This window comes from Dyella sp. AtDHG13 (genome assembly GCF_003201105.1).
In the GTDB taxonomy this organism is placed as follows: domain Bacteria; phylum Pseudomonadota; class Gammaproteobacteria; order Xanthomonadales; family Rhodanobacteraceae; genus Dyella; species Dyella jiangningensis_B.
Genome location: NZ_QICJ01000003.1, coordinates 183,702 through 206,222 on the forward strand (window position 1 = coordinate 183,702; position 22,521 = coordinate 206,222).

Annotated in this window: 19 protein-coding genes; 15 read left to right on the forward strand and 4 right to left on the reverse strand. The window is 67.1% G+C overall.

The features are described from left to right. The first annotated feature begins 225 nt into the window (after positions 1 to 225). The 11 genes from BDW41_RS06850 (at position 226) to BDW41_RS06900 (ending at position 12,593) form a co-directional block, all read left to right on the forward strand. Positions 226 to 1,284, forward strand: a complete 1,059-nt coding sequence (locus BDW41_RS06850) for a pilus assembly protein PilM (protein WP_074546178.1) — start codon at positions 226 to 228, stop codon at positions 1,282 to 1,284. Further along, positions 1,284 to 2,024 carry a PilN domain-containing protein gene (locus tag BDW41_RS06855; protein WP_074546175.1) on the forward strand — a complete coding sequence of 247 codons (741 nt, stop codon included), beginning with the start codon at positions 1,284 to 1,286 and terminating at the stop codon, positions 2,022 to 2,024. Before BDW41_RS06850 ends, BDW41_RS06855 begins: the two co-directional genes overlap by 1 nt. After that, positions 2,021 to 2,686 (forward strand): type 4a pilus biogenesis protein PilO, encoded by a 666-nt coding sequence (gene pilO / locus BDW41_RS06860; protein ID WP_074546173.1) that lies wholly within the window; start codon positions 2,021 to 2,023, stop codon positions 2,684 to 2,686. The genes BDW41_RS06855 and pilO overlap by 4 nt, the downstream gene beginning before the upstream one ends. Then, positions 2,683 to 3,219: a pilus assembly protein PilP gene (locus BDW41_RS06865; RefSeq protein WP_074546169.1), complete on the forward strand. Its 537-nt coding sequence runs from the start codon at positions 2,683 to 2,685 to the stop codon at positions 3,217 to 3,219. Before pilO ends, BDW41_RS06865 begins: the two co-directional genes overlap by 4 nt. Before the next feature lie 54 nt (positions 3,220 to 3,273). Then, on the forward strand, positions 3,274 to 5,400 hold the full coding sequence (locus tag BDW41_RS06870; RefSeq protein WP_074546165.1) for a type IV pilus secretin PilQ: 2,127 nt from the start codon (positions 3,274 to 3,276) through the stop codon (positions 5,398 to 5,400). 151 nt (positions 5,401 to 5,551) lie between these two features. Next, positions 5,552 to 6,547, forward strand: a complete 996-nt coding sequence (locus BDW41_RS06875; RefSeq protein WP_074546163.1) for a MoxR family ATPase — start codon at positions 5,552 to 5,554, stop codon at positions 6,545 to 6,547. A gap of 14 nt (positions 6,548 to 6,561) precedes the next feature. After that, on the forward strand, positions 6,562 to 7,476 hold the full coding sequence (locus BDW41_RS06880; protein WP_199535295.1) for a DUF58 domain-containing protein: 915 nt from the start codon (positions 6,562 to 6,564) through the stop codon (positions 7,474 to 7,476). Beyond that, positions 7,473 to 8,003 carry a DUF4381 domain-containing protein gene (locus tag BDW41_RS06885; RefSeq protein WP_074546159.1) on the forward strand — a complete coding sequence of 177 codons (531 nt, stop codon included), beginning with the start codon at positions 7,473 to 7,475 and terminating at the stop codon, positions 8,001 to 8,003. Before BDW41_RS06880 ends, BDW41_RS06885 begins: the two co-directional genes overlap by 4 nt. Continuing rightward, entirely contained in the window at positions 8,000 to 8,980 is a 981-nt protein-coding gene (locus tag BDW41_RS06890; RefSeq protein ID WP_074546157.1) for a VWA domain-containing protein, read from the forward strand. Before BDW41_RS06885 ends, BDW41_RS06890 begins: the two co-directional genes overlap by 4 nt. Further along, positions 8,977 to 10,899, forward strand: coding sequence for a tetratricopeptide repeat protein (locus BDW41_RS06895; RefSeq protein WP_074546155.1), 1,923 nt, complete (start codon positions 8,977 to 8,979; stop codon positions 10,897 to 10,899). Before BDW41_RS06890 ends, BDW41_RS06895 begins: the two co-directional genes overlap by 4 nt. After that, positions 10,896 to 12,593, forward strand: coding sequence for a BatD family protein (locus BDW41_RS06900; protein ID WP_074546153.1), 1,698 nt, complete (start codon positions 10,896 to 10,898; stop codon positions 12,591 to 12,593). Before BDW41_RS06895 ends, BDW41_RS06900 begins: the two co-directional genes overlap by 4 nt. Here the strand turns inward: BDW41_RS06900 and BDW41_RS06905 are convergent. Continuing rightward, positions 12,580 to 13,098 carry an O-acetyl-ADP-ribose deacetylase gene (locus tag BDW41_RS06905; protein ID WP_074546405.1) on the reverse strand — a complete coding sequence of 173 codons (519 nt, stop codon included), beginning with the start codon at positions 13,096 to 13,098 and terminating at the stop codon, positions 12,580 to 12,582. The two genes, BDW41_RS06900 and BDW41_RS06905, sit on opposite strands and share 14 nt — an antisense overlap. Before the next feature lie 73 nt (positions 13,099 to 13,171). Here BDW41_RS06905 and BDW41_RS06910 point away from each other — a divergent pair, with 73 nt between their 5' ends. The 3 genes from BDW41_RS06910 to BDW41_RS06920 all read left to right on the forward strand — a co-directional run bounded on the left by BDW41_RS06910 (position 13,172) and on the right by BDW41_RS06920 (position 18,176). Next, on the forward strand, positions 13,172 to 13,636 hold the full coding sequence (locus BDW41_RS06910) for a MarR family transcriptional regulator (protein WP_074546151.1): 465 nt from the start codon (positions 13,172 to 13,174) through the stop codon (positions 13,634 to 13,636). Between the two features lie 294 nt (positions 13,637 to 13,930). Next, positions 13,931 to 15,061: an efflux RND transporter periplasmic adaptor subunit gene (locus BDW41_RS06915; protein ID WP_074546149.1), complete on the forward strand. Its 1,131-nt coding sequence runs from the start codon at positions 13,931 to 13,933 to the stop codon at positions 15,059 to 15,061. Positions 15,062 to 15,074: 13 nt separating this feature from the next. Beyond that, positions 15,075 to 18,176, forward strand: coding sequence for an efflux RND transporter permease subunit (locus BDW41_RS06920; RefSeq protein ID WP_074546147.1), 3,102 nt, complete (start codon positions 15,075 to 15,077; stop codon positions 18,174 to 18,176). 78 nt (positions 18,177 to 18,254) lie between these two features. On the opposite strand, the gene BDW41_RS06925 is transcribed toward BDW41_RS06920, so the two are convergent. The 3 genes from BDW41_RS06925 to BDW41_RS06935 all read right to left on the reverse strand — a co-directional run bounded on the left by BDW41_RS06925 (position 18,255) and on the right by BDW41_RS06935 (position 21,023). Beyond that, positions 18,255 to 19,694: a M20/M25/M40 family metallo-hydrolase gene (locus BDW41_RS06925; RefSeq protein WP_074546146.1), complete on the reverse strand. Its 1,440-nt coding sequence runs from the start codon at positions 19,692 to 19,694 to the stop codon at positions 18,255 to 18,257. 143 nt (positions 19,695 to 19,837) lie between these two features. After that, entirely contained in the window at positions 19,838 to 20,254 is a 417-nt protein-coding gene (gene mscL, locus BDW41_RS06930) for a large-conductance mechanosensitive channel protein MscL (RefSeq protein ID WP_074546144.1), read from the reverse strand. A gap of 82 nt (positions 20,255 to 20,336) precedes the next feature. Beyond that, positions 20,337 to 21,023 carry a fumarylacetoacetate hydrolase family protein gene (locus BDW41_RS06935; protein WP_074546142.1) on the reverse strand — a complete coding sequence of 229 codons (687 nt, stop codon included), beginning with the start codon at positions 21,021 to 21,023 and terminating at the stop codon, positions 20,337 to 20,339. Between the two features lie 225 nt (positions 21,024 to 21,248). On the opposite strand from BDW41_RS06935, the gene BDW41_RS06940 reads away from it, so the two are divergent. After that, a complete protein-coding gene (locus BDW41_RS06940) occupies positions 21,249 to 22,496 on the forward strand; it encodes an efflux RND transporter periplasmic adaptor subunit (protein WP_074546140.1) in 1,248 nt (415 codons plus the stop codon). Positions 22,497 to 22,521: the final 25 nt, after the last annotated feature.

Sequence of the window (22,521 nt, forward strand, 5' to 3'; positions counted from 1 at the left end):
TCAAAACAAGACAGAGTATAGATGTAGCAGTATCCACGGCATGAACCGTGGTTGTCACAGCAAAAAACAGGCCACCGGCCCATTCGTTAAACCTGTGCATGCCGTCACGCGAATGAGTCGAGAAAACGCTCGTAGGCCGTTGCCAATACGTTAATTTTTGGATTAAATGCCGACGCGCACTGTGCCAGTCACTGGTCCGGGCGCCCAGGGGCAAGGGGGAAAATCGTGGGGCTTTTTACACCCAAGAAGCCGCCGCTTGTTGGTGTCGACATCAGTTCGACAGCCGTCAAGCTGCTGCAACTCAGCCAGGCCGGCGGTCGCTATCGCGTGGAACACTACGCGGTCGAGCCACTGCCCCCCAATGCTGTGGTCGAGAAGAACATCGTCGAAGTCGAGGCCGTGGGCGAAGCCATCCGGCGCGCCCTCGCGCGTTCGGGTTCCAAGCTCAAGCATGCGGCGGCGGCGGTCGCCGGTTCGGCGGTGATCACGCGCGTGATCCCGATGCCGAGCGAGCTGTCCGAGGATGACCTCGAAGGACAGATCCAGGTCGAGGCCAACCAGTACATCCCGTATCCGATCGAAGAAGTCAGCCTGGACTACGAAGTGCTCGGTCCGGTGCGCGACAACCCGGAAATGAACAACATCCTGCTCGCGGCCTCGCGCACCGAGAACGTGGACATGCGCGTGGCCGCGCTCGACCTGGGCGGCCTGTCCGCCAAGGTGGTCGACGTCGAAGCCTTCGCGATGGAAAACGCCTTCGCCATGGTGGCCGACCAGTTGAACGTCGGTCGCGACGCGCTGGTGGCCGTGGTCGACATCGGCGCCACCATGACCACGCTGTCGGTGCTGCGCAACCAGCGCACCATCTATTCGCGCGAGCAGGTGTTCGGCGGCAAGCAGCTCACCGATGAAATCATGCGCCGCTACGGCCTCTCCTACGAGGAAGCCGGCCGCGCCAAGCGCAAGGGCGGCCTGCCCGATTCCTACGAGAGCGAGGCGCTGGAGCCGTTCAAGGAATCGCTGGTGCAGCAGATCAGCCGCCTGCTCCAGTTCTTCTTCGCAGGCAGCGAATACAGCAAGGTCGACCAGGTCGTGCTGGCCGGCGGTTGCGCCTCCATCGAAGGCATCGGCCCCATGCTGGAACAGCAGCTCGGCGTGCCCTGCGTGGTGGCCAACCCGCTGGCGCGCATGTCGTTGTCGCCTCGCGTGCAGGCCCAGTCCCTCGCACAGGATGCTCCCGCCTTGATGATCGCGGTCGGCCTCGCGCTGAGGAGCTTTGACTGATGGCACACATCAACCTACTTCCGTGGCGCGCCGAGCGCCGCAAGCAGCGCGAGCGCGAGTTTTTCATGCAGCTGGGCGCCGCGTTCGTCGCGGCGATCCTGGTCGTGCTGCTGTGGTCGTTCTGGATGGATGCGCGCATCGGCACCCAGAATGACCGCAACGCCTACCTGCAGAACGAGATCAAGCAGCTCGACGAGCGCATCACCAAGATCAAGGACCTGGAAAAGGTTCGCGAGAGCCTGCTGGCGCGCAAGCAGATCATCGAGCAGCTGCAGGCCAACCGTTCGCAGATGGTCCACCTGTTCGACGAACTGGTGAAGACCATTCCTGCCAGCGCGCGCCTCAATGGCCTCAAGCAGTCGGGCGATTCGATGACGCTGGATGGCGTGGCGCAATCGAACGCCAGCGTGGCCGAGTACATGCGCAACATCGAGTCCTCGCCCTGGATGGGCCATGCCGACCTGCGCAAGACCGAGCGCTCCGAAGGCACGAAGGGCGGCGACACGCGCCTGCCTTACGCCTTCGGGCTGGACGTCGCGCTGAATCGTCCCAAGACCGACGAGAACGGCGAAGGCGCGGATGATGGTCATGCGCCGGCCTCGACGGGCCCGGCAGCTGCGCCGGCCCACGCCGCCACGGCGCCCCACGCGCAGCCTGCCAAGGCGAGCACCGCGGCTCCGGCCCCGGTGGCGGCGCCCAAGCCGGCCGCGCCCGCAACCAACGGAGGAGCCAAGGCATGAAATTCCTCCAGGAGTTGCAGAGCCTCGATCGCAACAACATCGGCGGCTGGCCGACCTCGGTAAAGACGTTCTTCACCGGACTGGTGCTCGCCGTCATCGTCTTCCTGGGCTGGTACCTGTTCATCAGCGACCAGCAGGACCAGCTGCAGGCCGCCGTCGCCAAGGAAGACCAGCTGAAGAAGGAGTTCTCCGAGAAGCAGGCCAAGTCGGTCAATCTCGAAGCGCTCCAGCAGCAGCTGGATGAAATGCAGGACATGCTGCGTCAGTTGCTGCGCCAGCTGCCGAGCAAGACCGAAATGCCCGAGCTGCTGGTGGACGTTTCCCAGACGGCGTTGTCGGCGGGACTGGAGACCGAGCTGTTCCAGCCGGGCCCGGAAACGCCCAAGGACTTCTACGCCGAGAAGCCGATCCAGCTGCGCATGGTGGGCACGTACCACCAGTTCGGCACCTTCATCAGCGGCGTGGCGTCTCTGCCCCGCGTAGTGATCCTGACCATGCATGACGTGTCATTGACGCCGAAGGACAAGAGCGGCCTGCTGGTGCTGCAGGGCACGGTCAAGACCTATCGCTATCTGGACGAAGACGAAAGCGCGTCGGCCAAGGCGGCCAACGCCAAGTCGCCGCACGGCAAGCCGGCCGCGAAGACAGGGGGGCAGAAATGAGCAAGTTGACTGCCGCTGCGCCTGCCTTCCTGGCGAAAGCGTCGCTGGTGTTGTGCGTCGGCCTGATGCTCGCTGGTTGCAGCGGGCAGGACGACCTGCACCAGTGGGTTGCGCAGGAAAAGCAGAAGAAGGGCGCGCCGATTCCTCCGCTGCCCGTGATCAAGACCTTCGAAACCTTCCAGTACGCCGACCAGGACAAGCGCGATCCGTTCAGTCCGAGCACGGCCGAGCTTCAGAACACCAGCAACACGGGGCCCCGGCCGGACGAGAACCGCGCCAAGGAACCGCTGGAAATGTTTGCGCTGGACAGCCTGAAGATGGTGGGCACCGTGGGGGCCGGTGCCGGCATGGAAGTGCTGGTGAAGGATCCGGGGGGCGTGATCCATCGCGTCCATCGCAACGAATACATGGGCCAGAACTATGGTCGGGTCACCGCGATCGGCGATGACCATATCGACCTGGTGGAACTGGTTTCCAACGGCAACGGTGGCTGGATGGAACGTTCCGCCAGCATCGCGCTCAGCGAGAAATAAGAAACAGGGGCTGATGCAATGAGCAACCAATCCAAAACTGTTCGGGGCCGCGTGATGCGCCAGGCTAGCCGTTATGTGGTGGTGAGCCTGCTGGCGCTGGGCGCTGCCTGGTCGAACGCGGCGGCGGCAGCCACCAGCACCCTGAAGGACATCAGCTACGACACGCTGCCCGGCGGCCGCGTCGAGCTGCATCTGAATTTCGCCCAGGGCCCGGTGCCGGAGCCGAAGATCTTCACCACCGGCAACCCGCCGCGCATCGCCGTGGACCTGCCCGATACCGACAACGCCGCCGCGAGGCATCTTGATATCGGCAAGGGCGCGACCACGGGCGTGTCGGCGGTATCCGCCGGCGGCCGTACCCGCGTGGTGGTCGAGCTGGTCCGCGACTCGACCTACCGTTCGCGGGTGGAAGGCAACAGCCTGGTGCTGACCGTCAACAACGGCACCGAGGCACAGACCACCACGACGGCCGCGAGCATCGACCCGTCCAAGGCGCTGCCGTCGCTGGCCAACGGCCCGGCCGTGTCCAACATCGACTTCCGTCGCGGCCCGAACGGCGAGGGCCGCATCCTGATCGATTTCAGCGGCGCGGGCGCCAATGCCGACATGAAGCACCAGGGCGACAAGGTGATCGTCGACATCGATCACGCCAACCTGCCGCCGAACCTGGCCCAGCGCCTGGACGTGCTCGATTTCGCCACGCCGGTGCAGCAGATCGTCACCAAGGCAGGCCCGCGCGGCGGCGCGCACATGGAAATCAGCACCAAGGGTAGCGTCGACACGTCGGCCTACCAGAGCGGCAACCAGTACGTGGTCGAGGTGGCTCCGAAGAAGAAGGACGCCAAGGCCGACGCCGCGCTCGCCAAGGGCCAGGATCCGGTCTACACGGGCAACCGCGTGACCTTCAACTTCCAGGACATCCCGGTGCGCTCGGCCCTGCAGCTGCTGGCCGATATCTCGGGCCTCAACCTGGTGGCCTCGGACACGGTGGGCGGCAGCGTGACGCTGCGACTGGTCAACGTGCCATGGGATCAGGCGCTTGACGTGGTGCTGCGCGCCAAGAGCCTGGACAAGCGCCGCAACGGCAACGTGATCTGGATCGCGCCGCAGGAGGAACTGGCCAAGTACGAGCAGAGCATCGCCGATGCCCGCATCAAGGCCGAGGACAATGCCGAGCTGGTGACCGACTACGTGCCGATCAGCTATGGCAAGGCGAAGGACATCGCCAAGCTGCTGACCCAGGGCAGCATGCAGAGCACGGGTGGTGGCGCGGGTGCGAACAATGCATCGCACGGGTTCCTGTCGTCGCGTGGCAGCGTCTCGTTCGACGAGCGCACCAATACCCTGCTGATCAACGACAACCCACAGAAGATCCGTGAGCTGCGCGCGCTGATCTCCGTGCTCGACAAGCCGGTGCAGCAGGTGCTGATCGAGTCGCGCATCGTGATCGCCACCGACAACTTCACCCGTGAGCTGGGCGCCAAGTTCGGCGTGCAGGGCAAGCGCACCAACCCGAGCGGTCAGACCATTTCGACCGGCGGCACAGATCTTGGGAACGGCACGGCGAGCGGCATCAATGTGAACCTCCCGACGACGACTTCGGCCGGTAGTTTTGCGCTGGGCGTGCTGGGCAAGAACTACGCGCTCGACCTGGAACTCTCGGCCGCGCAGACCGAGGGCCGCAGCGAGGTGATCTCCAGCCCGCGCGTCATCACCGCCAACCAGCAGGAAGCGGTGATCCGCCAGGGTCAGGAAATCGGCTACGTGACCTACCAGAACAGCGCCACGGGTGCCGCCGGCAGCGGCACCGCCACGGTGCAGTTCAAGGACGCCGTGCTGGAACTGAAGGTGACGCCGACCATCACCTCCGACGGCCGCGTGTACCTGATGATCAACGTGAAGAAGGATGCGCTGGCCGGTTACGTCACCGTGCCGGGCAGCGGCCAGGTGCCGACCATCGACACGCGTGAGATCAACACCTCGGTGCTGGTGGACAACGGCCAGACGGTGGTGCTGGGCGGCATCTACGAAATCACCAAGCAGAATTCGGCCACCAAGGTGCCGGGCCTGGGCGACATTCCGGGCATCGGCGCGCTGTTCCGCAACACCTCGCGCGAAAGCGACAAGGCGGAGCTGCTGATCTTCGTGACGCCGCGCATCCTGAGCGAGAGCCTGCAGTAACCGCAGGGCATCCGGTTGAAAGAAGGGGCGGCCTTGGCCGCCCCTTTTGTTTTCAGGCAGTTGCCCACTCGCATGGGGGCCGGAAGTCATGGGTATTAAACTTCCGGAGTTCGCCAAGGTCTGTCGTACGTTCACCCCGATGGAATCCCCGATGGATATGCCCGAGGCCTCCCCCTCAACCCGCCTGCAGCAGGCGTTCCTGCACGTCCGAGATGAGCTGCGCCGCAGCGTCATCGGCCAGCCGCACTTGATCGATTGCCTGCTCGTGGCCTTGCTGGCGGACGGCCACCTGCTGGTGGAAGGCGCGCCCGGCCTAGCCAAGACCACCGTGGTGAAGGCCCTGGCGGGGCGCATCGAGGCGGATTTCCATCGCGTGCAGTTCACCCCCGACCTGCTGCCGGCCGATCTCACCGGCACCGATGTGTTTCGCCCGCAATCGGGCAGTTTCGAGTTCGAGAAGGGGCCGCTGTTCCACAACATCGTGCTGGCGGACGAGATCAACCGCGCGCCGGCCAAGGTGCAATCCGCCCTGCTCGAGGCGATGGCGGAGCGCCAGATCACGGTGGGCCGAAGCACCTGGCGCCTGCCGGAACTCTTTATGGTCATGGCGACGCAGAACCCGATCGAGCAGGAAGGCACCTTCGCGTTGCCCGAGGCCCAGCTCGACCGTTTCGTCATGCACGTGACCATCGGCTATCCGGATGCCGCCGCGGAACTGGCGATACTGCAGCTCGCGCGCGAACAGGCGCGCACCAGCCTGCACCCGGCGCCCGTCGCGCGGCCCTCGCTGAGCCAGACGGACGTATTCAGCGCGCGCGACGCGGTGCTCGACGTGCACATGGCGCCGGCGCTGGAGGAATACATCACGCAGCTGGTGCTGGCCACGCGCGATCCGGGCGCCTACGGGCCGGAGCTGAAACGCTGGATTGCCTGGGGCGCCAGCCCGCGCGGCACGATCGCACTGGATCGCTGTGCGCGTGCGCACGCGTGGCTGGCCGGCCGCGACTACGCCTTGCCTGAGGACGTGCATGCGATCGTCCACGAAGTGCTGCGCCATCGCGTATTGCTGAGCTACGAGGCGGAAGCCGAAGGCGTGCGCAGCGACCAGGTGATTCGTCGCGTGCTGGATCTCGTGCCATTGCCGTGAACGCCGTGGTGAACATGAGCACAGGCGCGGACGGCCGCACGCGCGTGCATCTGGGCGAACTGGTGGCGTTGCGCGCACGTGTCGCCAAGGCGGCGCTGCCGCGGCTGGAGAGCCACGCCATGCGCGCGGGCCAGCAGTCCGGCCGACTCTACGGGCGTGGCATGGATTACGCGGAGTCGCGCGTCTATCAGCCGGGCGACGACGTGCGCCGGCTCGACTGGCGTTTGACAGCGCGCAGCGGCCGCCTGCATACGAAGTTGTTCCAGGAGGAACGCGAAGGTCGCCTGCTGATCCTGCTGGATGCGCATGAAAGCATGCGCTTCGGTACGCGCGTGCGCCTGAAATCCGTGCAGGCGGCGCGTGCTGCCGCGTTGGCGGCCTGGTATGCGGTGCGCGCCGGCGAACGCGTGGGCGTGATGTCGTTTGGCAACGGACACCATCTATTGCGCCCGCAAGGAGGTACGCGCGGTGCGCTGGCAGTGTGCGGCGCGCTGGCCGACTGGGATGCGAACGACGCGCCGGTGCCAGGCGAGCCACTGTCGGACGCGCTGTTGCGCGCGGGACGCTTGATGCATGGTGCCAATCGCGTGCTGCTGATCAGCGATGGCTTGAGCTGTGACGAGGCGGCGCGTGGCCGTCTGCTGGATCTCTCGCACAAGGCAGGCATACGTGTTCTGGTGGTGGCTGACGCGCTGGAGTTGGGCATGCCGCCGGCCGGCCGATATCCCATGGAGCACGAAGGCGTGCGACGCGACGTGGCCTTGTTTGGCGAGCGGCAGCGCCGCGAGTTCCAGCAGGCGCTTGGCGCGGGGCAGGCGCGGCTCAATGGCATGGCGCAGTCGCTCGGGCTTCCCCGCGCGACGGTGGATACCGCCGCCGACCCGCTGGATGCCGTGCTGTCGCTGCTTGCTCCCGGGGTGCGTCGATGATCGCGTCCGCGCCACGGAACGGCCCCTTGCTGCGCGACATCCACCTGCCGCCGCAGCCATCGTGGTGGCCGCCGGCGCCGGGATGGTGGGCACTGGCCGCAATGATCTTGGCGGTGGCCCTCGTCGGCCTCTGGTGGTGGCGCCGTCAGCGCCGCCGTCGTGCCGCGGAAGCGCAGGTGCTGGCGGAAGTGGATCGCGTGCTCGCCCTGTGGCGTGAACAGCCGCAGGCGCTGGCATCGGCACTGCATCAGCTGCTGCGGCGCGGCGCCTTGCGCATCGATCCGCTCGCCACGCAGCAGCGCGGCGATGCGTGGCGGCAGACGCTGGCGCGCGTGCGCGTCGATGCATCGACGCTCGAACAGCTCAACACGCTCGACGCCGCGATGTACCAGCCATCGGCCACGCTCGATGCCGAGCAGGCTGCCGGCGCGACGCGTCGATGGCTGCAACAGGCCTGGCGACAAGGAACGTCGGCGCGTGCGAGTCACGTGCGAGGCGTGCCGGAAGCAACCGAGGTTCGGCCATGACCGAATTCGCGTGGCCATGGGTGCTGGTGCTGGCGCCTTTGCCGTGGCTGTTGCGCTGGTGGCTGCGGCCCGCGGCGCCGCAGCAGGCGCTGCATCTTCCTCACCCCGGTCTGCATCTGGATGCGCCGGAACGCCAGGGCGCCGCCGGCTGGCGCACGTGGCTGCTCGTGCTTGCGTGGCTGGCGTTGCTGGTCGCTGCGGCCAGGCCCCAATGGGTCGGGCCGCCGCAGGCGCAGCAGCGCAGCGGGCGTGCGTTGATGCTCGCGGTCGATCTTTCCGGCAGCATGCGCACCGACGACATGCAGCTCAGCGGGCAGCCGGTGAGCCGCTTCGGCGCCGTCGAGGCGATTGCCGGCGATTTCATTGCGCGCCGCAGCGGCGATGAGATGGGTTTGATCCTGTTCGGCAGCCGCGCCTTCCTGGTGACGCCGCTCACCTACGATCTTCATGCCGTGCAGGCGCAGCTGCAGGGCGCCGCCGTTGGCCTGGCGGGCACCGAGACGGCGATCGGCGATGCCATCGGCGTGGCCGTGAAACGTCTTGCCGGCCAGCCGGAACAGGCGCGCGTGGTCGTGCTGCTCACCGATGGCGTGAACAATGCGGGCAACATCGCCCCGCTCGATGCGGCGCATGCCGCGCAAGCGGCCGGCGTGCGCATCTACACCATCGGCATCGGCGCCACCGAGATGAACGTGCCCGACCTGTTCGGCACGCATACGGTGAATCCGTCAGCCGATCTGGACGAAGGCATGTTGCGTTCCATCGCCACGCAAACCGGCGGCCGCTATTTCCGCGCCACCGATTCGAACCAGCTGGCGGACGCCTACCGCGCCATCGATGCCTTGGAGCCCATGCCGCAACAGGGGCCTTCCTTGCGTCCGCGCCACGAGCTGTTCCGCTGGCCGCTCGCAGTGGCGGTCGCGGCGTGGCTGCTGGCCTTCGTTCCGCGGCCGCGCCGGCGGGAGGCGTTCGCATGAGCGAGGCCTTGCAGCAGTTTCATTTCCTGCGTCCCTGGTGGCTGCTGGCGCTGTTCGCCCTGCCGTTACTCGTGGCCTTCGCCGCGCGTCGCCATGGCGTTCGCGAGCAGCTGTCCCGCCTGGTCGATCCCGAATTACTGCCGTTCCTGCTGAAGGGAAACGTTACCCAGCGGCGTGCTTCGCCCTGGCTGCTCGCGGCGGGCTGGCTGCTCGCCACGCTGGCGATGGCGGGCCCCACCTGGAGCCGCGTCGCCCAGCCGCTCTACGCCAAGCGCGCCGCGCAGGTCGTGGCCGTGTCGATGTCGCAGCGCATGTTGGCGCGCGATGTGTCGCCCAGCCGGCTGGACCGCGTGCGTTACAAGGTGCGTGACCTGCTCGCGGTCAATCACGACGGGCTCAATGCACTGGTCGCCTATGCGGGCGAGGCCTTCGTGGTGGCTCCGCTGACTTCCGATGCTTCGGCGCTCAACGACCTGCTGGATGCGCTCGCACCCGACACCATGCCGGTCGACGGCGACAACGCCGCACAGGCCATCGAACGTGGTGCCGCGTTGATCCGCGACGCGAAAGTGGGCGGCGGTTCGCTGGTGCTGGTGACGGACGACGTCGACGACCCCGCCCTCGCGGCAGCGCGCAAGGCGACGACGGATGGCGTGCGCGTGTCGGTGCTCGGCATCGGTACGCCGCAAGGAGGGCCGGTACCGCTGGCCGACAACGGCTTCCAGCACGACGCTCAGGGCGGTGTGCTGATGGCCAGGCGCAACGACGAGGCATTGCGCACGCTGGCGACCACCGGCGGCGGCGCCTACGTGCCCATGACGGACGACGATCGCGACGTCCGCGCGCTCGCCGCGGAACTGAGCACGCGTAGCCCGGCGGTGCTTGCCAGCGACATGCACGGCGACGAATGGCAGGATCGCGGCCCCTGGCTGCTATTGCTGCTGCTGCCGCTGGCCGCCGCATCGTTCCGCCGGGGCTGGTTGATGATCGCGGCGCTGGCCTTGCTGCCCGCGTTGCCGGGCACCGCGCGCGCCAGCGCATGGAGCGACCTGTGGCGTCGCCCGGACCAGCAGGCGGCCGCGGCCCTTCAGCGTGGCGACGCCAGGCAGGCGCAGCAGGTGGCGCGCGATCCCGCGTGGCGCGGCGCGGCGGCGTATCGCGCCGGCGATTACGCCACGGCGAGCAAGGACCTGCGTCCGCTTTCCGGCAGCGATGCGCAATACAACCTGGGCAATGCGCTGGCGAAACAGGGCGACTACCAGGGCGCGCTCGATGCCTATGACCGCGCGCTCAAGGCCAACCCCAACAACAGCGATGCGCAGGCCAACCGCAAGGCGGTGGAAGACTGGATGCATCGCCAGCCCCATTCACCGCAGAACGACAACGGCGCGAAGGACAACAAGGGCAAGGCGGGATCCGGCCCGTCCACCACGCCGCCTGACAACGCGCAGGGCCAGTCCGGCCAGCAGCGCGACCAGGACAAGCAGAATCAGGATCAGGGCCAGGGCAAACCGTCCCAGGACGCGCATGGCGATGCACAGGGCAACAGCAGCCAGCAGAACACGCAGTCCGGCCAGCAGCCCATGGATCGGTCGCCCGAGCAGGGTTCCGCCAACCAGACACAAACGCCCGAACAGCAGGCGCAGGAACGCGCACGGCAGGAGCAGGCCCAGCAGGCCTTGCAGAAACAGATGGATGCGGCGCTGGGCAAGCAGCAGGGCGGGGACAAGGGTCAGCACGGCCCGCACGAACTGGGCGTCATCGACAAGGACGATGCCCAGGCGCGTTTGCCGGCCGACGTGCGGCAGGCGCTGCAACGCGTGCCTGACGATCCGGGCGCGCTGCTGCGGCGCAAGTTCGAGCTTGAATACCGGCAGCGCCATGGCGGCGCGGCGCCGAGCGAGGGTGATTCGCCGTGAAGTTGCGTGCCTTGATCTTCCTGTGGTGCGGCCTCGCATGTTTGTGGCCGCTGGCATCGCTGGCTGCCGACGTGCAGGCCACGCTCGATCGCAACCGCGTGGAGCTGGGCGAAACCGTCACGCTGAATCTGCGCGCCAACGGTAGCGGCATGGCGGCGGCGCCGGACCTGAGCGCCTTGTCGCATGACTTCGCCGTGCTCGGTTCGTCGAGCAACACCAGCGTCAGCATCATCAACGGACAGCGCTCTGCGCAGGTGACCGTGGGCGTGGCGTTGCGGCCGCTGCACACCGGCACGCTGCGCATACCCGCGCTGTCCTTCGCTGGCGGAACCACCGCGCCGCTCGACCTGGATGTCACGCAGGCCGATAACGGCGCCGCGGCGGCCGGGCAGAAGGATGTCTTCCTCGAAGCCACCGTCGATCCGGCGAAGGCTTATGTGGGCCAGCAACTGGTCTACACCGTGCGGCTGTTTTTCGCGACTGACCTGACCAGCGGCTCGCTGGAAGACCCGCAGGTGACGGGCGTCGACTTCCGTCGCCTCGGCGGCGAAATCAACTATCAGGCGGAGCGTGGCGGACGCCGCTACAACGTCATCGAGCGGCGCTATGCCGCTACGCCGCAGCGCGAGGGGCGCGTGCAGATTCCTTCGGTGGCCTTCCAGGGCGAGTCGGTCAACATGGCCAACCCCGATGCCTTCTTCGGCAACGGCACGCCGGTTTCCGCGGCTTCGCCCGCGGTGGACATCGACGTGAGCCCCGCGCCGGCCCAGGCAGCGAAGGGCGCGTGGCTGCCGGCGCGTGCGCTCACCCTGACGTTGGATGGCGGCCCCGCGCACGGCGACCTGCACGTCGGTGAACCGCTGAACCTGGTGATGAACCTGCAGGCGACGGGCCTGCCGTACGAGGCCTTGCCCGCGCTCAGCCTGCCCGCGCTGCAGGGCGCCACGGTGTATCCGGACAAGCCGGTGAACGGCACGAAGGTGGACGGCCAATGGCTGGTGGGCCAGCGGCAGCAGAGCTTTGCCGTGGTGCCCAACCGCGCCGGCACGCTCACCATTCCGGAAACTACGCTCACCTGGTGGAACGTCGCGGAGAACCACGCCGAAACCGCGCGCATTCCCGCCCACACCTATACCGTGCTGCCCGGCGCCGGCGCGCCCGCTTCATCGGCGCCATCGGTGCCGCAAGCGAATGCCGCGCCCGATGCCGCGGCGGCGGTGCAACCGTCCGCCAGCGTGGTCGAGGGCGGGTGGTGGCGCACGCTCGCCTTGATCAGCTTCGGGCTGTGGCTGCTGAGTCTGCTGGCGTGGTTCCTGTGGCGTCGCCGCGCCAAGCCGGCATCGGTTGTTCCTTCCACGAACGATGCGAAAGGCTCGGCGGCACGTCTACGCGCCGCGTTCCTGGCCCAGGCACGCGGCAGCGATGCCGCCGCGCAAGCTCGCGCATTGCTGGACTGGGCGCGCGCGGAGCGGCCCTCGCTGCAGAACCTGGGTGAGCTGGCCGCGGCGCTGTCGGCCACGCAGCAGCGCGAAGCGATCGAGGCGCTGCAGCGCAAGCGTTACGCCGGCGCGGACGAACCCGGCCTTGGCGACCGGCTCGCCGCCGCGTTCAAGGACGGCTTCGTCTGGCAGTCCCCTCCGGAGGCGACCGATGCATCGCCCTTGCCGCCGCTGTATCCGTTCAAGCTTCGTTGAGCGCATCGCGCCAGATGTCGGCCATGGCGTCGCTGAAGCAGCAGACCAGCACGCGCCGCGGACCGCCTTCGGACGCATCGCGCAGGCTGCGCAACGCGACGCGCGAGGCCAGCTCGGGCGGATAGCCGTAGATGCCGCAGCTGATCGCGGGAAATGCGATGGCGTCGAGGTCGTATTCGGTGGCCAGCGACAGGCTTTGCGCGTGGCAGCTCGCCAGCAGCTCGGGTTCGCCGTTGTCGCCGCCCTGCCAGACGGGGCCCACGGTATGAATGACGTATCGCGCTGTCAGTGCAAAACCCGGCGTGATGCGCGCCTCGCCGGTGGGGCAGCGCACGCCGGGGCTGACCTCCGGTATGGCCCGGCAGGCTTGCAGCAGGCGCGGGCCTGCGGCACGGTGGATGGCGCCGTCTACACCCCCGCCGCCCAGCAGGGTGCGGTTGGCGGCGTTGACGATGGCATCCACGTCGAGGCTGGTGATGTCACCTGTGATGATCTGTATGTCCATCGGCATTGGCTTCGTAAAATGTTGCGACGTATGCTTGACCTTCCCTCCGGCCCGCTGGGACTGATCCATCGCCATGACTAAGGCAGAAGACATTTCCTTCGGCTATCTGCTCAACGACGTCACCTTGCTTATCCGCAAGCACTTCGACAGACGCGCCGTGAAATTCGGGTTGACCCGCGCGCAATGGCGGGCCACCAAGATGCTCTACCACCGCGAAGGCATGCGGCAGACCGAGCTGGCCGAATCGCTGGAAATGGAACCCATCGCCGTGGGCCGCGTGATCGACCGCCTGCAGGCCGCCGGCTTCGTGGAGCGCCGCCCCGACCCCAAGGACCGTCGCGCCTGGCGCCTGTACGTCACCGATCAGGCGCGTGGCGTCATCGCCGACATGGAACTCATCGCGCGCGGCGTGCGCAAGGATGCCGCCAAGGGCATTCCGGTGGCCGAGCTGGAGCAGGCGCTTGGCGTGCTCAACCGCATGAAGGAAAACCTGCAGGCGCTCGATGCCGGCGCGGGCGAGGAGGAGGGCGAAGCGTGACCCGCTAAACGGGTTTCCAGGCTTCGTCCCCAAAAAACCACGCCGTCCAGGCCTTTTGGCAGGTGCGCGTCATGCGCGCGCCACACTACTTTGCCAGCAATATTACGTCTGCCTGACGGCAGGCGTCAGCCGGTTGCTGACGGTCGATCATGCGGTCCTGGGACGCGGGGTGGGCATTGCCCCGCCCGCGTCGTGCGCCCGTGCATGCGTAAACCTCTTCATGGACCGGCGACGCGGCCGACAAAGGCACGCCTGCGCAGCACGCGCGGGTGACGATGGGTGGTTGGAGACATCATGCTGGGCAAGTCACGCAGGAAAGGGGTAGCGCTGGCCGTGGTCATCATCGCGGCCATCGTCGCCGCGCAGATGTATCGCGGCGGCGAGCGCGCACGCGCAAAGACGCCGGTCGCGCCGGTGTCCGTGCCGGTGAAGGTGGCGGCGGCGCATCGCGGCGATCTCGATCTCACCCTCAAGGTCATCGGCCGCGCCGAAGCGTTCTCGACGGTGAACGTGCAGGCGCGGGTGAGCGGCCAGCTGCAGTCGCTGCATTTCACGCCCGGCGGGCAGGTGAAGCAGGGCGACACCATCGTGCGCATCGATCCGAGCCTGCTGCAGGCACAGCTGGACCAGGCGCTGGGCAACCTGGCCAAGGACCAGGCGCAGCTGGACAACGCCAACACCGTCATCAAGCGCTACCAGCCGCTGCTCGGCAAGGGCTACGTGTCGCAGATGGACTACGACACCTACAAGGCCAACCAGGGCATCTACACCGCTTCGGTGAAGGCGGACCAGGCCGCGGTGGAACTGGCGCGCACGCAGCTCGGCTACACGCAGATCCAGGCGCCGTTCGACGGCATCGCCGGTGCGCCGCTCGTGTATCCCGGCGCGCAGGTCAGCGCGAACGACACCTCCATCGTGGTGTTGAACCAGATCCGCCCGATCCACGTCACCTTCGCCATTCCCGAGACGGGGCTGGACGGCATCAAGGCGACCATGGCGCGCGGCACGGTGCCGGTGACGGTGAACATTCCGGGCTCCAAGGGCCCCGCGATGCAGGCCGAACTCGACTTCATCAACAACGCCGTGGACGCCACCACCAGCACCATCCAGTTGAAGGCGCGCTACGCCAACGACGACGTGCGGCTCACGCCGGGCCAGTTCGTGGAAGTGTCCTTGCCGACCACGCGCCTGACCAACGTGGTGACGATCCCGGTGGTGGCCCTGCAGAATTCGCCGCTGGGCAGCTTCGTTTTCGTCGCCAACGCGGACGACACGGTGGAACAGCGCATGGTGACCGCGGGGCCCACCACGGGTTCGCAGATCGTCATCGAGAAAGGGCTCTCGGGCAACGAGACCGTGGTGACGGACGGCCAACTGCTGCTCGTGGATGGCGCGCGCGTGCACGTCGTGACCGGCAACGGCTGAGCCGCGTCCCTCCATGAATCTGCCCGCCCTCTGCATCCAACGCCCGGTGATGACCACGCTGCTGATGGTGGCGTTGCTGGTGTTCGGCATCGCCGCCTATCCGAAGCTGCCGGTCAACGAGCTGCCCAACGTCGATTTCCCCACCATCACGGTGAACGCGAGCCTGCCCGGCGCCGCACCGGAAACCATGGCGACCGCCGTGGCTACGCCGCTGGAGAACCAGCTCTCCACCATCGCCGGCATCCAGTCGATGACGTCGACCAGCGCGCTGGGTTCCACCTCGATCACGCTGACGTTCGAGCTCGATCGCAACATCGATGGCGCCGCGCAGGACGTGCAGGCCGCCATTTCCTCGGCGCAGCGCCAGCTGCCCACCAACATGCCCACGCCGCCGACCTTCCGCAAGGTGAATCCGGCGGATGCGGCCATCCTCTACCTCACCTTGCGTTCGCGCACGCAGCCGCTGTCGGTGGTGGACGACTATGCGGAAACGCAGCTGGCGCAGCGCCTGTCGATGATCGACGGCGTGGCCCAGGTGAACGTGTACGGCTCGCAGAAATACGCCGTGCGCATCAGCGTGGATCCGCAGAAGCTGGCCGCCAGCGGCATCGGCATCGATACCGTGCAAAGCGCCGTGTCGGCCGCCAACGTCAACCTTGCCACCGGCTCGCTCAACGGCCATCGCCAACTGCTGCAGATCCGTTCGGACGGCCAGTTGCAGCGCGCGAACCTGTACAACAACATCATCGTCGCCTATCGCAACGGCGCGCCGGTGCGCCTGTCCGATCTCGGCAAGGCCGAGGACAGCGTGCAGAACGACCAGGTGGCGAGCTGGTACAACGGCGAGCGCGCCATCGTGCTGGCCATCCAGCGCCAGCCCGGTTCCAACACCGTCGCCACCATCGACCGCATCCGCGCCGTGCTCCCCACGTTCGAGGCTACCTTGCCGCCGTCGATCAAGCTGGCCGTGCTGTACGACCGCTCCGTATCCATCCGCGAATCGGTGAACGACGTGCAGTTCACCCTGATGCTCGCGGGCGTGCTGGTGGTGCTGGTGATCTACCTGTTCCTCGGCAACGCATCCGCCACGCTGATCCCGGCGCTGGCCTTGCCGGTATCCATCGTGGGCACGTTCGGCGCGATGTTCGCGCTGGGCTACAGCCTGGATAATCTTTCGCTGCTGGCCCTGACCCTGGTGGTCGGCTTCGTGGTGGACGACGCCATCGTGATGCTCGAGAACATCGTGCGCCATGTCGAGGACGGCATGGATCCGTACGAGGCATCGATGAAGGGCGCCAGCGAGATCGGCTTCACCATCTTCTCCATGACGCTGTCGCTGGTGGCGGTGTTCCTGCCGGTGATGTTCATGGGCGGCATCGTGGGGCGCCTGTTCCACGAGTTCGCGGTGACGCTGAGCGTGGCGATCCTGATCTCGGGCTTCGTCTCGATCACGCTGACGCCGATGCTGTGCAGCCGCTTCCTCAAGCATGCGGAGCACGAGAAGAAGGCGCGCATCGTGCGGTGGTTCGACGCCGGCTTCGAGCGCGTGCGGCGCGGTTACGTCAACACGCTGACCTGGGCTGTGCATCACCCCCGCAGCATTCTCGGGCTGTTCGCGGCCAGCCTGCTGGCGACGGCGCTGCTGTTCGTGGTGGTCGACAAGGACTTCATCCCGGCCGGCGATTCGGGCCAGCTCAACGTCAACGTCGAAGGCCCGGACGACACCTCGGTCACCGGCATGATGCAGCGCCAGCAGCAACTGGCGAAGATCGTGGCCGACGACCCGAACATCGCCAGCTACATGTCGTCGGTGGGCAGCGGCGGCGCGCGCACCACCACCAACAACGGCTCGTTGTCGCTCACCCTGAAGCCTGCGGACCAGCGGCCACTCGACGTCAACGGCATCATCCAGGAGCTGCGCGCGAAGTTCGCCGCGGTGCCGGGCGTCCGTGCCTACATACAGAACCCGCCGTCGATCCAGGTGGGCGGACGGCAGTCGAAGGCGCAGTACCAGTACACGCTGCAGTCGATCGATACGGCCGCGCTGTACGACTGGTCGGGCAAGGTCATCGCCGCGTTCGCCAAGCTGCCCGGCTTCCAGGACGTCACCAGCGACCTGGATCTCAATGGGCCGTCCATCGTCGTCAACGTGGACCGCGACAAGCTCGGCACGCTGGGCCTCACCATGGACCAGGTGCAGACGGCGCTGGGCTCGGCCTTCGGCGCCAGCCAGATCTCCACCATCTACGGCTCGGCATCGCAGTACTGGGTGATCCTGCAGGTCTATTACGCCCTGCAGAACGATCCGGAGGTGCTGTCGCAGCTCTACGTCACCTCGAGCAACGGCACGCTGGTGCCGCTCAACGCGGTGGCGAGCTTCGAGCGCAAGCCGCAGGCGCTGACGGTGAATCACCAGGGACAGATCCCGGCGGTCACGGTGTCGTTCAATCTCGCGCCGGGCGTGAGCCTCAGCGAAGCGGTGGCGAGCATCGAGGGCGCGATGAAGCAGATGAACCTGCCGCCGTCGATCACCGGCAGCGTGCAGGGCACGGCGCAGGCCTTCCAGGATTCCATGCAGGGCATGGGCCTGCTGCTGGTGCTGGCGGTGTTCGTGATCTACCTGGTGCTGGGCATTCTGTACGAGAGCTTCATCCACCCGCTGACGATTCTCTCGGGCCTGCCATCGGCCGGCGTGGGCGCGCTGCTCACGCTGATGATCTTCCGCGCGCCGCTGGACCTGTTCTCCTTCGTCGGCATCGTGATGCTGATCGGCATCGTGAAGAAGAACGCGATCATGATGATCGACTTCGCATTGGAGAAGCAGCGCAACGAAGGCACAGACCCCGCGCTGGCCATTGTCGAGGCCTGCCATGTGCGTTTCCGCCCGATCATGATGACCACCATGGCCGCCTTCGCCGGCACCTTGCCGATTGCGCTGGGGCTGGGCGCGGGCGCGGAGACGCGCCGTCCGCTCGGCCTCGCCGTGGTCGGTGGCCTGCTGGTGTCGCAGGTGCTCACGCTGTACCTGACGCCGGTGATCTATCTGTACCTGGATAGGCTGCATGCGCGTTTCTCGCGCAAGCGCCAGGTGGCCGAGGCGCAAGCGGCCCATTGATGGGCTTGCGACGGCACTGCGGTGCTACACAAAAAAGGGCGGCCCATGGCCGCCCTTTTTTGTGGCGAAGCGGAAGGATCACTCCTCCGCGCCATCGTCCTTGAACGCACCCGGCTTGGAGCCGAAGTCGCCGTCCGCCTGCGCGGCCATGTACGAGAACGCCGCATACACCGCCACGTTCTGCGCCAGTTCCTTCGGGTCGATCTTGTCGAGCGTGTCGTTGGCGGTGTGGTGGTAGTCGAAGTAGTCGGTACCGTCCTGCACCAGGGTGAGCGCGGCCATGCCCTTGCCGTGCATCTGCGACAGGTCGGAGCCGCCGCCGCCGGGCTTCTTGGCGTCGTAGTCCACGCCGATGGGGGCGAGCACCTTGGCGATCTGATCCATGGCGCCGCGCGCTTCGGGCTTCACGCTGGCGGTCATCAGCCAGATCTTGCGTGCGCCGAAATCGGACTCGGTGCCCAGCTGGAACTTCGACACCTCCGACGCGTGCTTGTCGGCGTAGGCGCGGCCGCCCCACAGGCCCATCTCCTCGTTGGCGAAGGCGATGACGCGGATGGTGCGGTCCGGGCGCTGCGGCATGTCGTGGATCAGCTTGCCCGCCGCCATGGCGATGGCCACGCCGGCGCCGTCGTCGATGGCGCCCGTGCCCGGATCCCACGAATCCAGATGGCCGCCGATGGCGACGACCTGTTCCGGGTGCTTCCTGCCGGTGACTTCGCCGATCACATTGGCGCCGGTGTAGGTGCCGTTGAAGCCGCAGTCGAGGTCGAGCTTGACGGTGACCGGCTTGCCGTAGCCCAGCACGCGATCGAGCTGGTCGGCATCGGGGTTGGAAAGCGCGGCGGCGGGAATGGCTTCCTTGGGATCCTTGAAGCCGGTGACGCCGGTGTGCGGCGTGCGGCTGTTGGCATCGGTGCCGGCGGAGCGCAGCAGGAAGCCGGCGGCGCCCATCTTGGCGGCGATCACCGGGCCGCCGACGCGTACGCCTGAACCGATGGCGTAGTCATGGCCGTCCTTGTGGCGCTGCATGCGCGCGTCCACGTAGACGATCTTGCCCTTCACGCTCGCCGGATCGGCCTTCTTCAGCGCGTCGAGGCTGTCGAAGCGCACGACTTCAGCGGTGAGGCCGCCCTTGGGCGTGCCGGCGGAATAGCCCAGCGCGATCAGGTCCAGCGGCTGCGGAAAGGGGCCCACGATTTCCGCGTGCTCGCTGCGGCGCTCCCACAGCGGATAGGTCACCTGCTCGGTATAGACCTTGTCGAAGCCCAGCGCCTTGAACTTGGCGATGGCCCATTCGCGGCCGCGTGCGTCGGCCGGGCTGCCCGCCAGGCGCGGGCCCACTTCGGTGGTGAGCGAGGTGACGACGTCGTACGCCGTGTTGTCGTTCATCGCCTTGTCACGCAGCTGTTTGGCCGTCTTTACGGCTGCGGCGGGGATGGTGGTCTGGGTGGCTGCGTTCGCCGTGCCGATGGCGAGCATCAGGCTGGCGGAGAGCAGGGTAAGCGGCAGTCGGCGCATTGGGACAATCCTTGGGCGGAAACGTCGATTATGGCCCGCGCCCATGTGGCCGCTTAGGCCAGAAGTCATGGTGCGGGGAACGCACATGCGGCTAAAACGAAAAAGGCGCCCGCAGGCGCCTTTCGCGCAAGGTTCCCCGTCGCTTACTTCGGGTTCTGTGACTTCAGCAGGTCGCGGATCTCGGTGAGCAACACCACGTCCGCCGGCGGAGGGGCCGGTGCGGCCTCCTCCTTGCGGCTGAGCTTGTTGATCGCCTTGACCACCAGGAAGATCGCGAAGGCAATGATGAGGAACTGGATCAGGGTATTGATGAAGGTGCCATAGCCAATAGCCACTTCCGCGATTTTGTGCGCCGGATCGGTATTGTCGGCCGGCTTGAGCACCCACTTCATCTGCGAGAAGTCGATGCCGCCGGTGAGCATGCCGATGGGCGGCATGATGATCTGGTCGACCAGCGACGTGACGATCTTGCCGAAGGCGCCGCCAATGACCACGCCGACCGCGAGGTCGATCACGTTGCCGCGCATGGCGAATTCTTTGAACTCTTTGAGCATGCTCATGCTTTTCTCTCCCTGGGCCCGGATGGCGCTGGAACTCTAACGCAGCAGACCATGGACGCGACAGGCATTCGCGTCCACAGGTTCAGGCAACCTTGCCTTCGAGCACGGCGACGCCGGCCAGCTCGGCGCGGAAACGGTCGCCGCGCTGCAGGGCCGATACCCCCGCCGGCGTGCCGGTAAAGATCAGGTCGCCAGCCTTCAGCTCAAACAGAGTGGACAGGATGGCGATGATCTCGTTCACGCCATGCACCATGTCGCCGAGCCGGCCGTGCTGGCGTTGCTGGCCGTTGATTTCCAGCGTCAGCGCGGTGTCCGCGCCCAGCGTCACCTCGCCGGCCGGCCGCAGGGCGGACACCGGCGCCGAGTGGTCGAAGCCCTTGGCCACGTCCCACGGGTGGCTCTTGGCCTTGGCGATGGCCTGCAGGTCGCGGCGGGTCAGGTCCAGGCCCACGCCGTAGCCCCAGATGCGCTTGGCAGCTTCCTCGGCGGACAGGTCGTGCCCGCCGCCGCCCAGCGCCACCACCATCTCCACCTCGTGGTGCAGGTCCTGCGTGGCTTGCGGGTAGATGACGTCGGCGCCGTCGGTGACCACCGCATCGGCGGGCTTGGTGAAGAACAGCGGGGTATCCTTGTCCACCGTGGCGCCCATTTCGCGGGCGTGCTCGGCGTAGTTGCGGCCGATGCAGAAGATGCGGCGCACGGGAAAGCGCTGTTCGCTGCCGATGATGGGCAGGCTCGGAATCGCGGGGGGCGTGATGGCGTATGACATGGGGCGGAAGGGTACCATCCCGTGCCGTACGCGCCAGTCTGTTGTCATGTCAGCTTTTTTCGGGGACGGCTTGCGAGTACAACCGGCCCGGCTTTCGGCCCGCGGCATCGGTGGCGTGACATCTGTCACCGCGTTTGACTGATGAGGGCCTCTGGAGGCGGCGCGGCCGCTCCAGCATCGTGTGCACATAGATGAGGAACCGGCGGGGACCGGCAGGGAGAGCGTGTGGCGAATGCGGATCTGTTGAAGGAACTGCGCATCGAGAAACATTTGCGCGAAGAGCATGGCCAGAGCCCGGGGCGCTGGCCGTGGATCCTCGGCGGCGTGGTGCTCGTGCTGGCGGTCGCCGGGCTGGTGGCCTGGCTGGTGATGGGCCATCGCGCCATCGAGGTGCAGACCGCGCAGGCGCAATCGCCGGTGGCCAATGCCGCGGCCGGCGCTGTGCTGCAGGCCACGGGCTATGTCACCGCGCGGCGGCAGGCCACGGTATCCGCGCAGATCACCGGCACGCTCACCGAGGTGCTGATCGAGGAAGGCGATCACGTGAAGCAGGGCCAGGTGGTGGCGCGGCTCGACGACTCGCAGTACAAGGCGGCGCTGGAAGCCGCGCGCACGGCGGCGGCGGCGGCGCACGCGCTGGTGGCACAGTTCCAGGCCCAGCTTGCGCAGAACGAGCGCGACGCGGCGCGCAACGAGCAGCTCGCCACGCGCGGCCTGGTCGCCAAGCAGATCGCCGAACAATCGCGCACATTGGTCGATAGCACGCGCGCCCAGCTGATCTCGCAGCAACGCAACGCAGCGTCGGCGGACTCCCAGGTGGTCGAGGCCAAGGTCAATTTCGATTACTGCGTAATCCGCGCGCCATTCGACGGCGTGATCACCACCAAGGACGCCCAGGTCGGCGAAATCGTTTCGCCGTTCTCCGCGGGCGGCGGTTTCACCCGCACCGGCATCGGCACCGTGGTCGACATGGATTCGCTGGAAGTGGACGTGGACGTCAACGAGGCCTACATCGGCCGCGTCAACCCGAGCATGCCCGCCGAGGCGGTGCTGGACGCCTATCCCGACTGGAAGATTCCCGCCCACGTCATCGCCATTGTGCCTGCCGCCGACCGCGGCAAGGCGACCGTGAAGGTACGCGTGGCGATGGAGAAGAAGGATGCGCGCATCGTGCCCGACATGGGCGTGCGCGTGTCGTTCCTGGAACAGAAGCAGGACGAGCCCCAGGCGCAGGCGCCGCAAGGCGCGCTGGTGCCGACGGCGGCCATCGCCCAGCGCGACGGCCACGGCGTGGTGTTCATCGTCCGCGGCGACACCGTGCAGCAGCGCGGCGTGCCAGGCACGGCATCGAAAATCGGCGACCAGAGCCTGCTGCCGACAGGCGTGGACGTGGGCGACACCGTGGTGGTGTCGCCACCGGCGGAACTGAAGGACGGCGACCGCATCAAGAGCGCAGCCAAACCTGCGCAGTGATCGGTAGCAGCGCGTGATCGGGAGC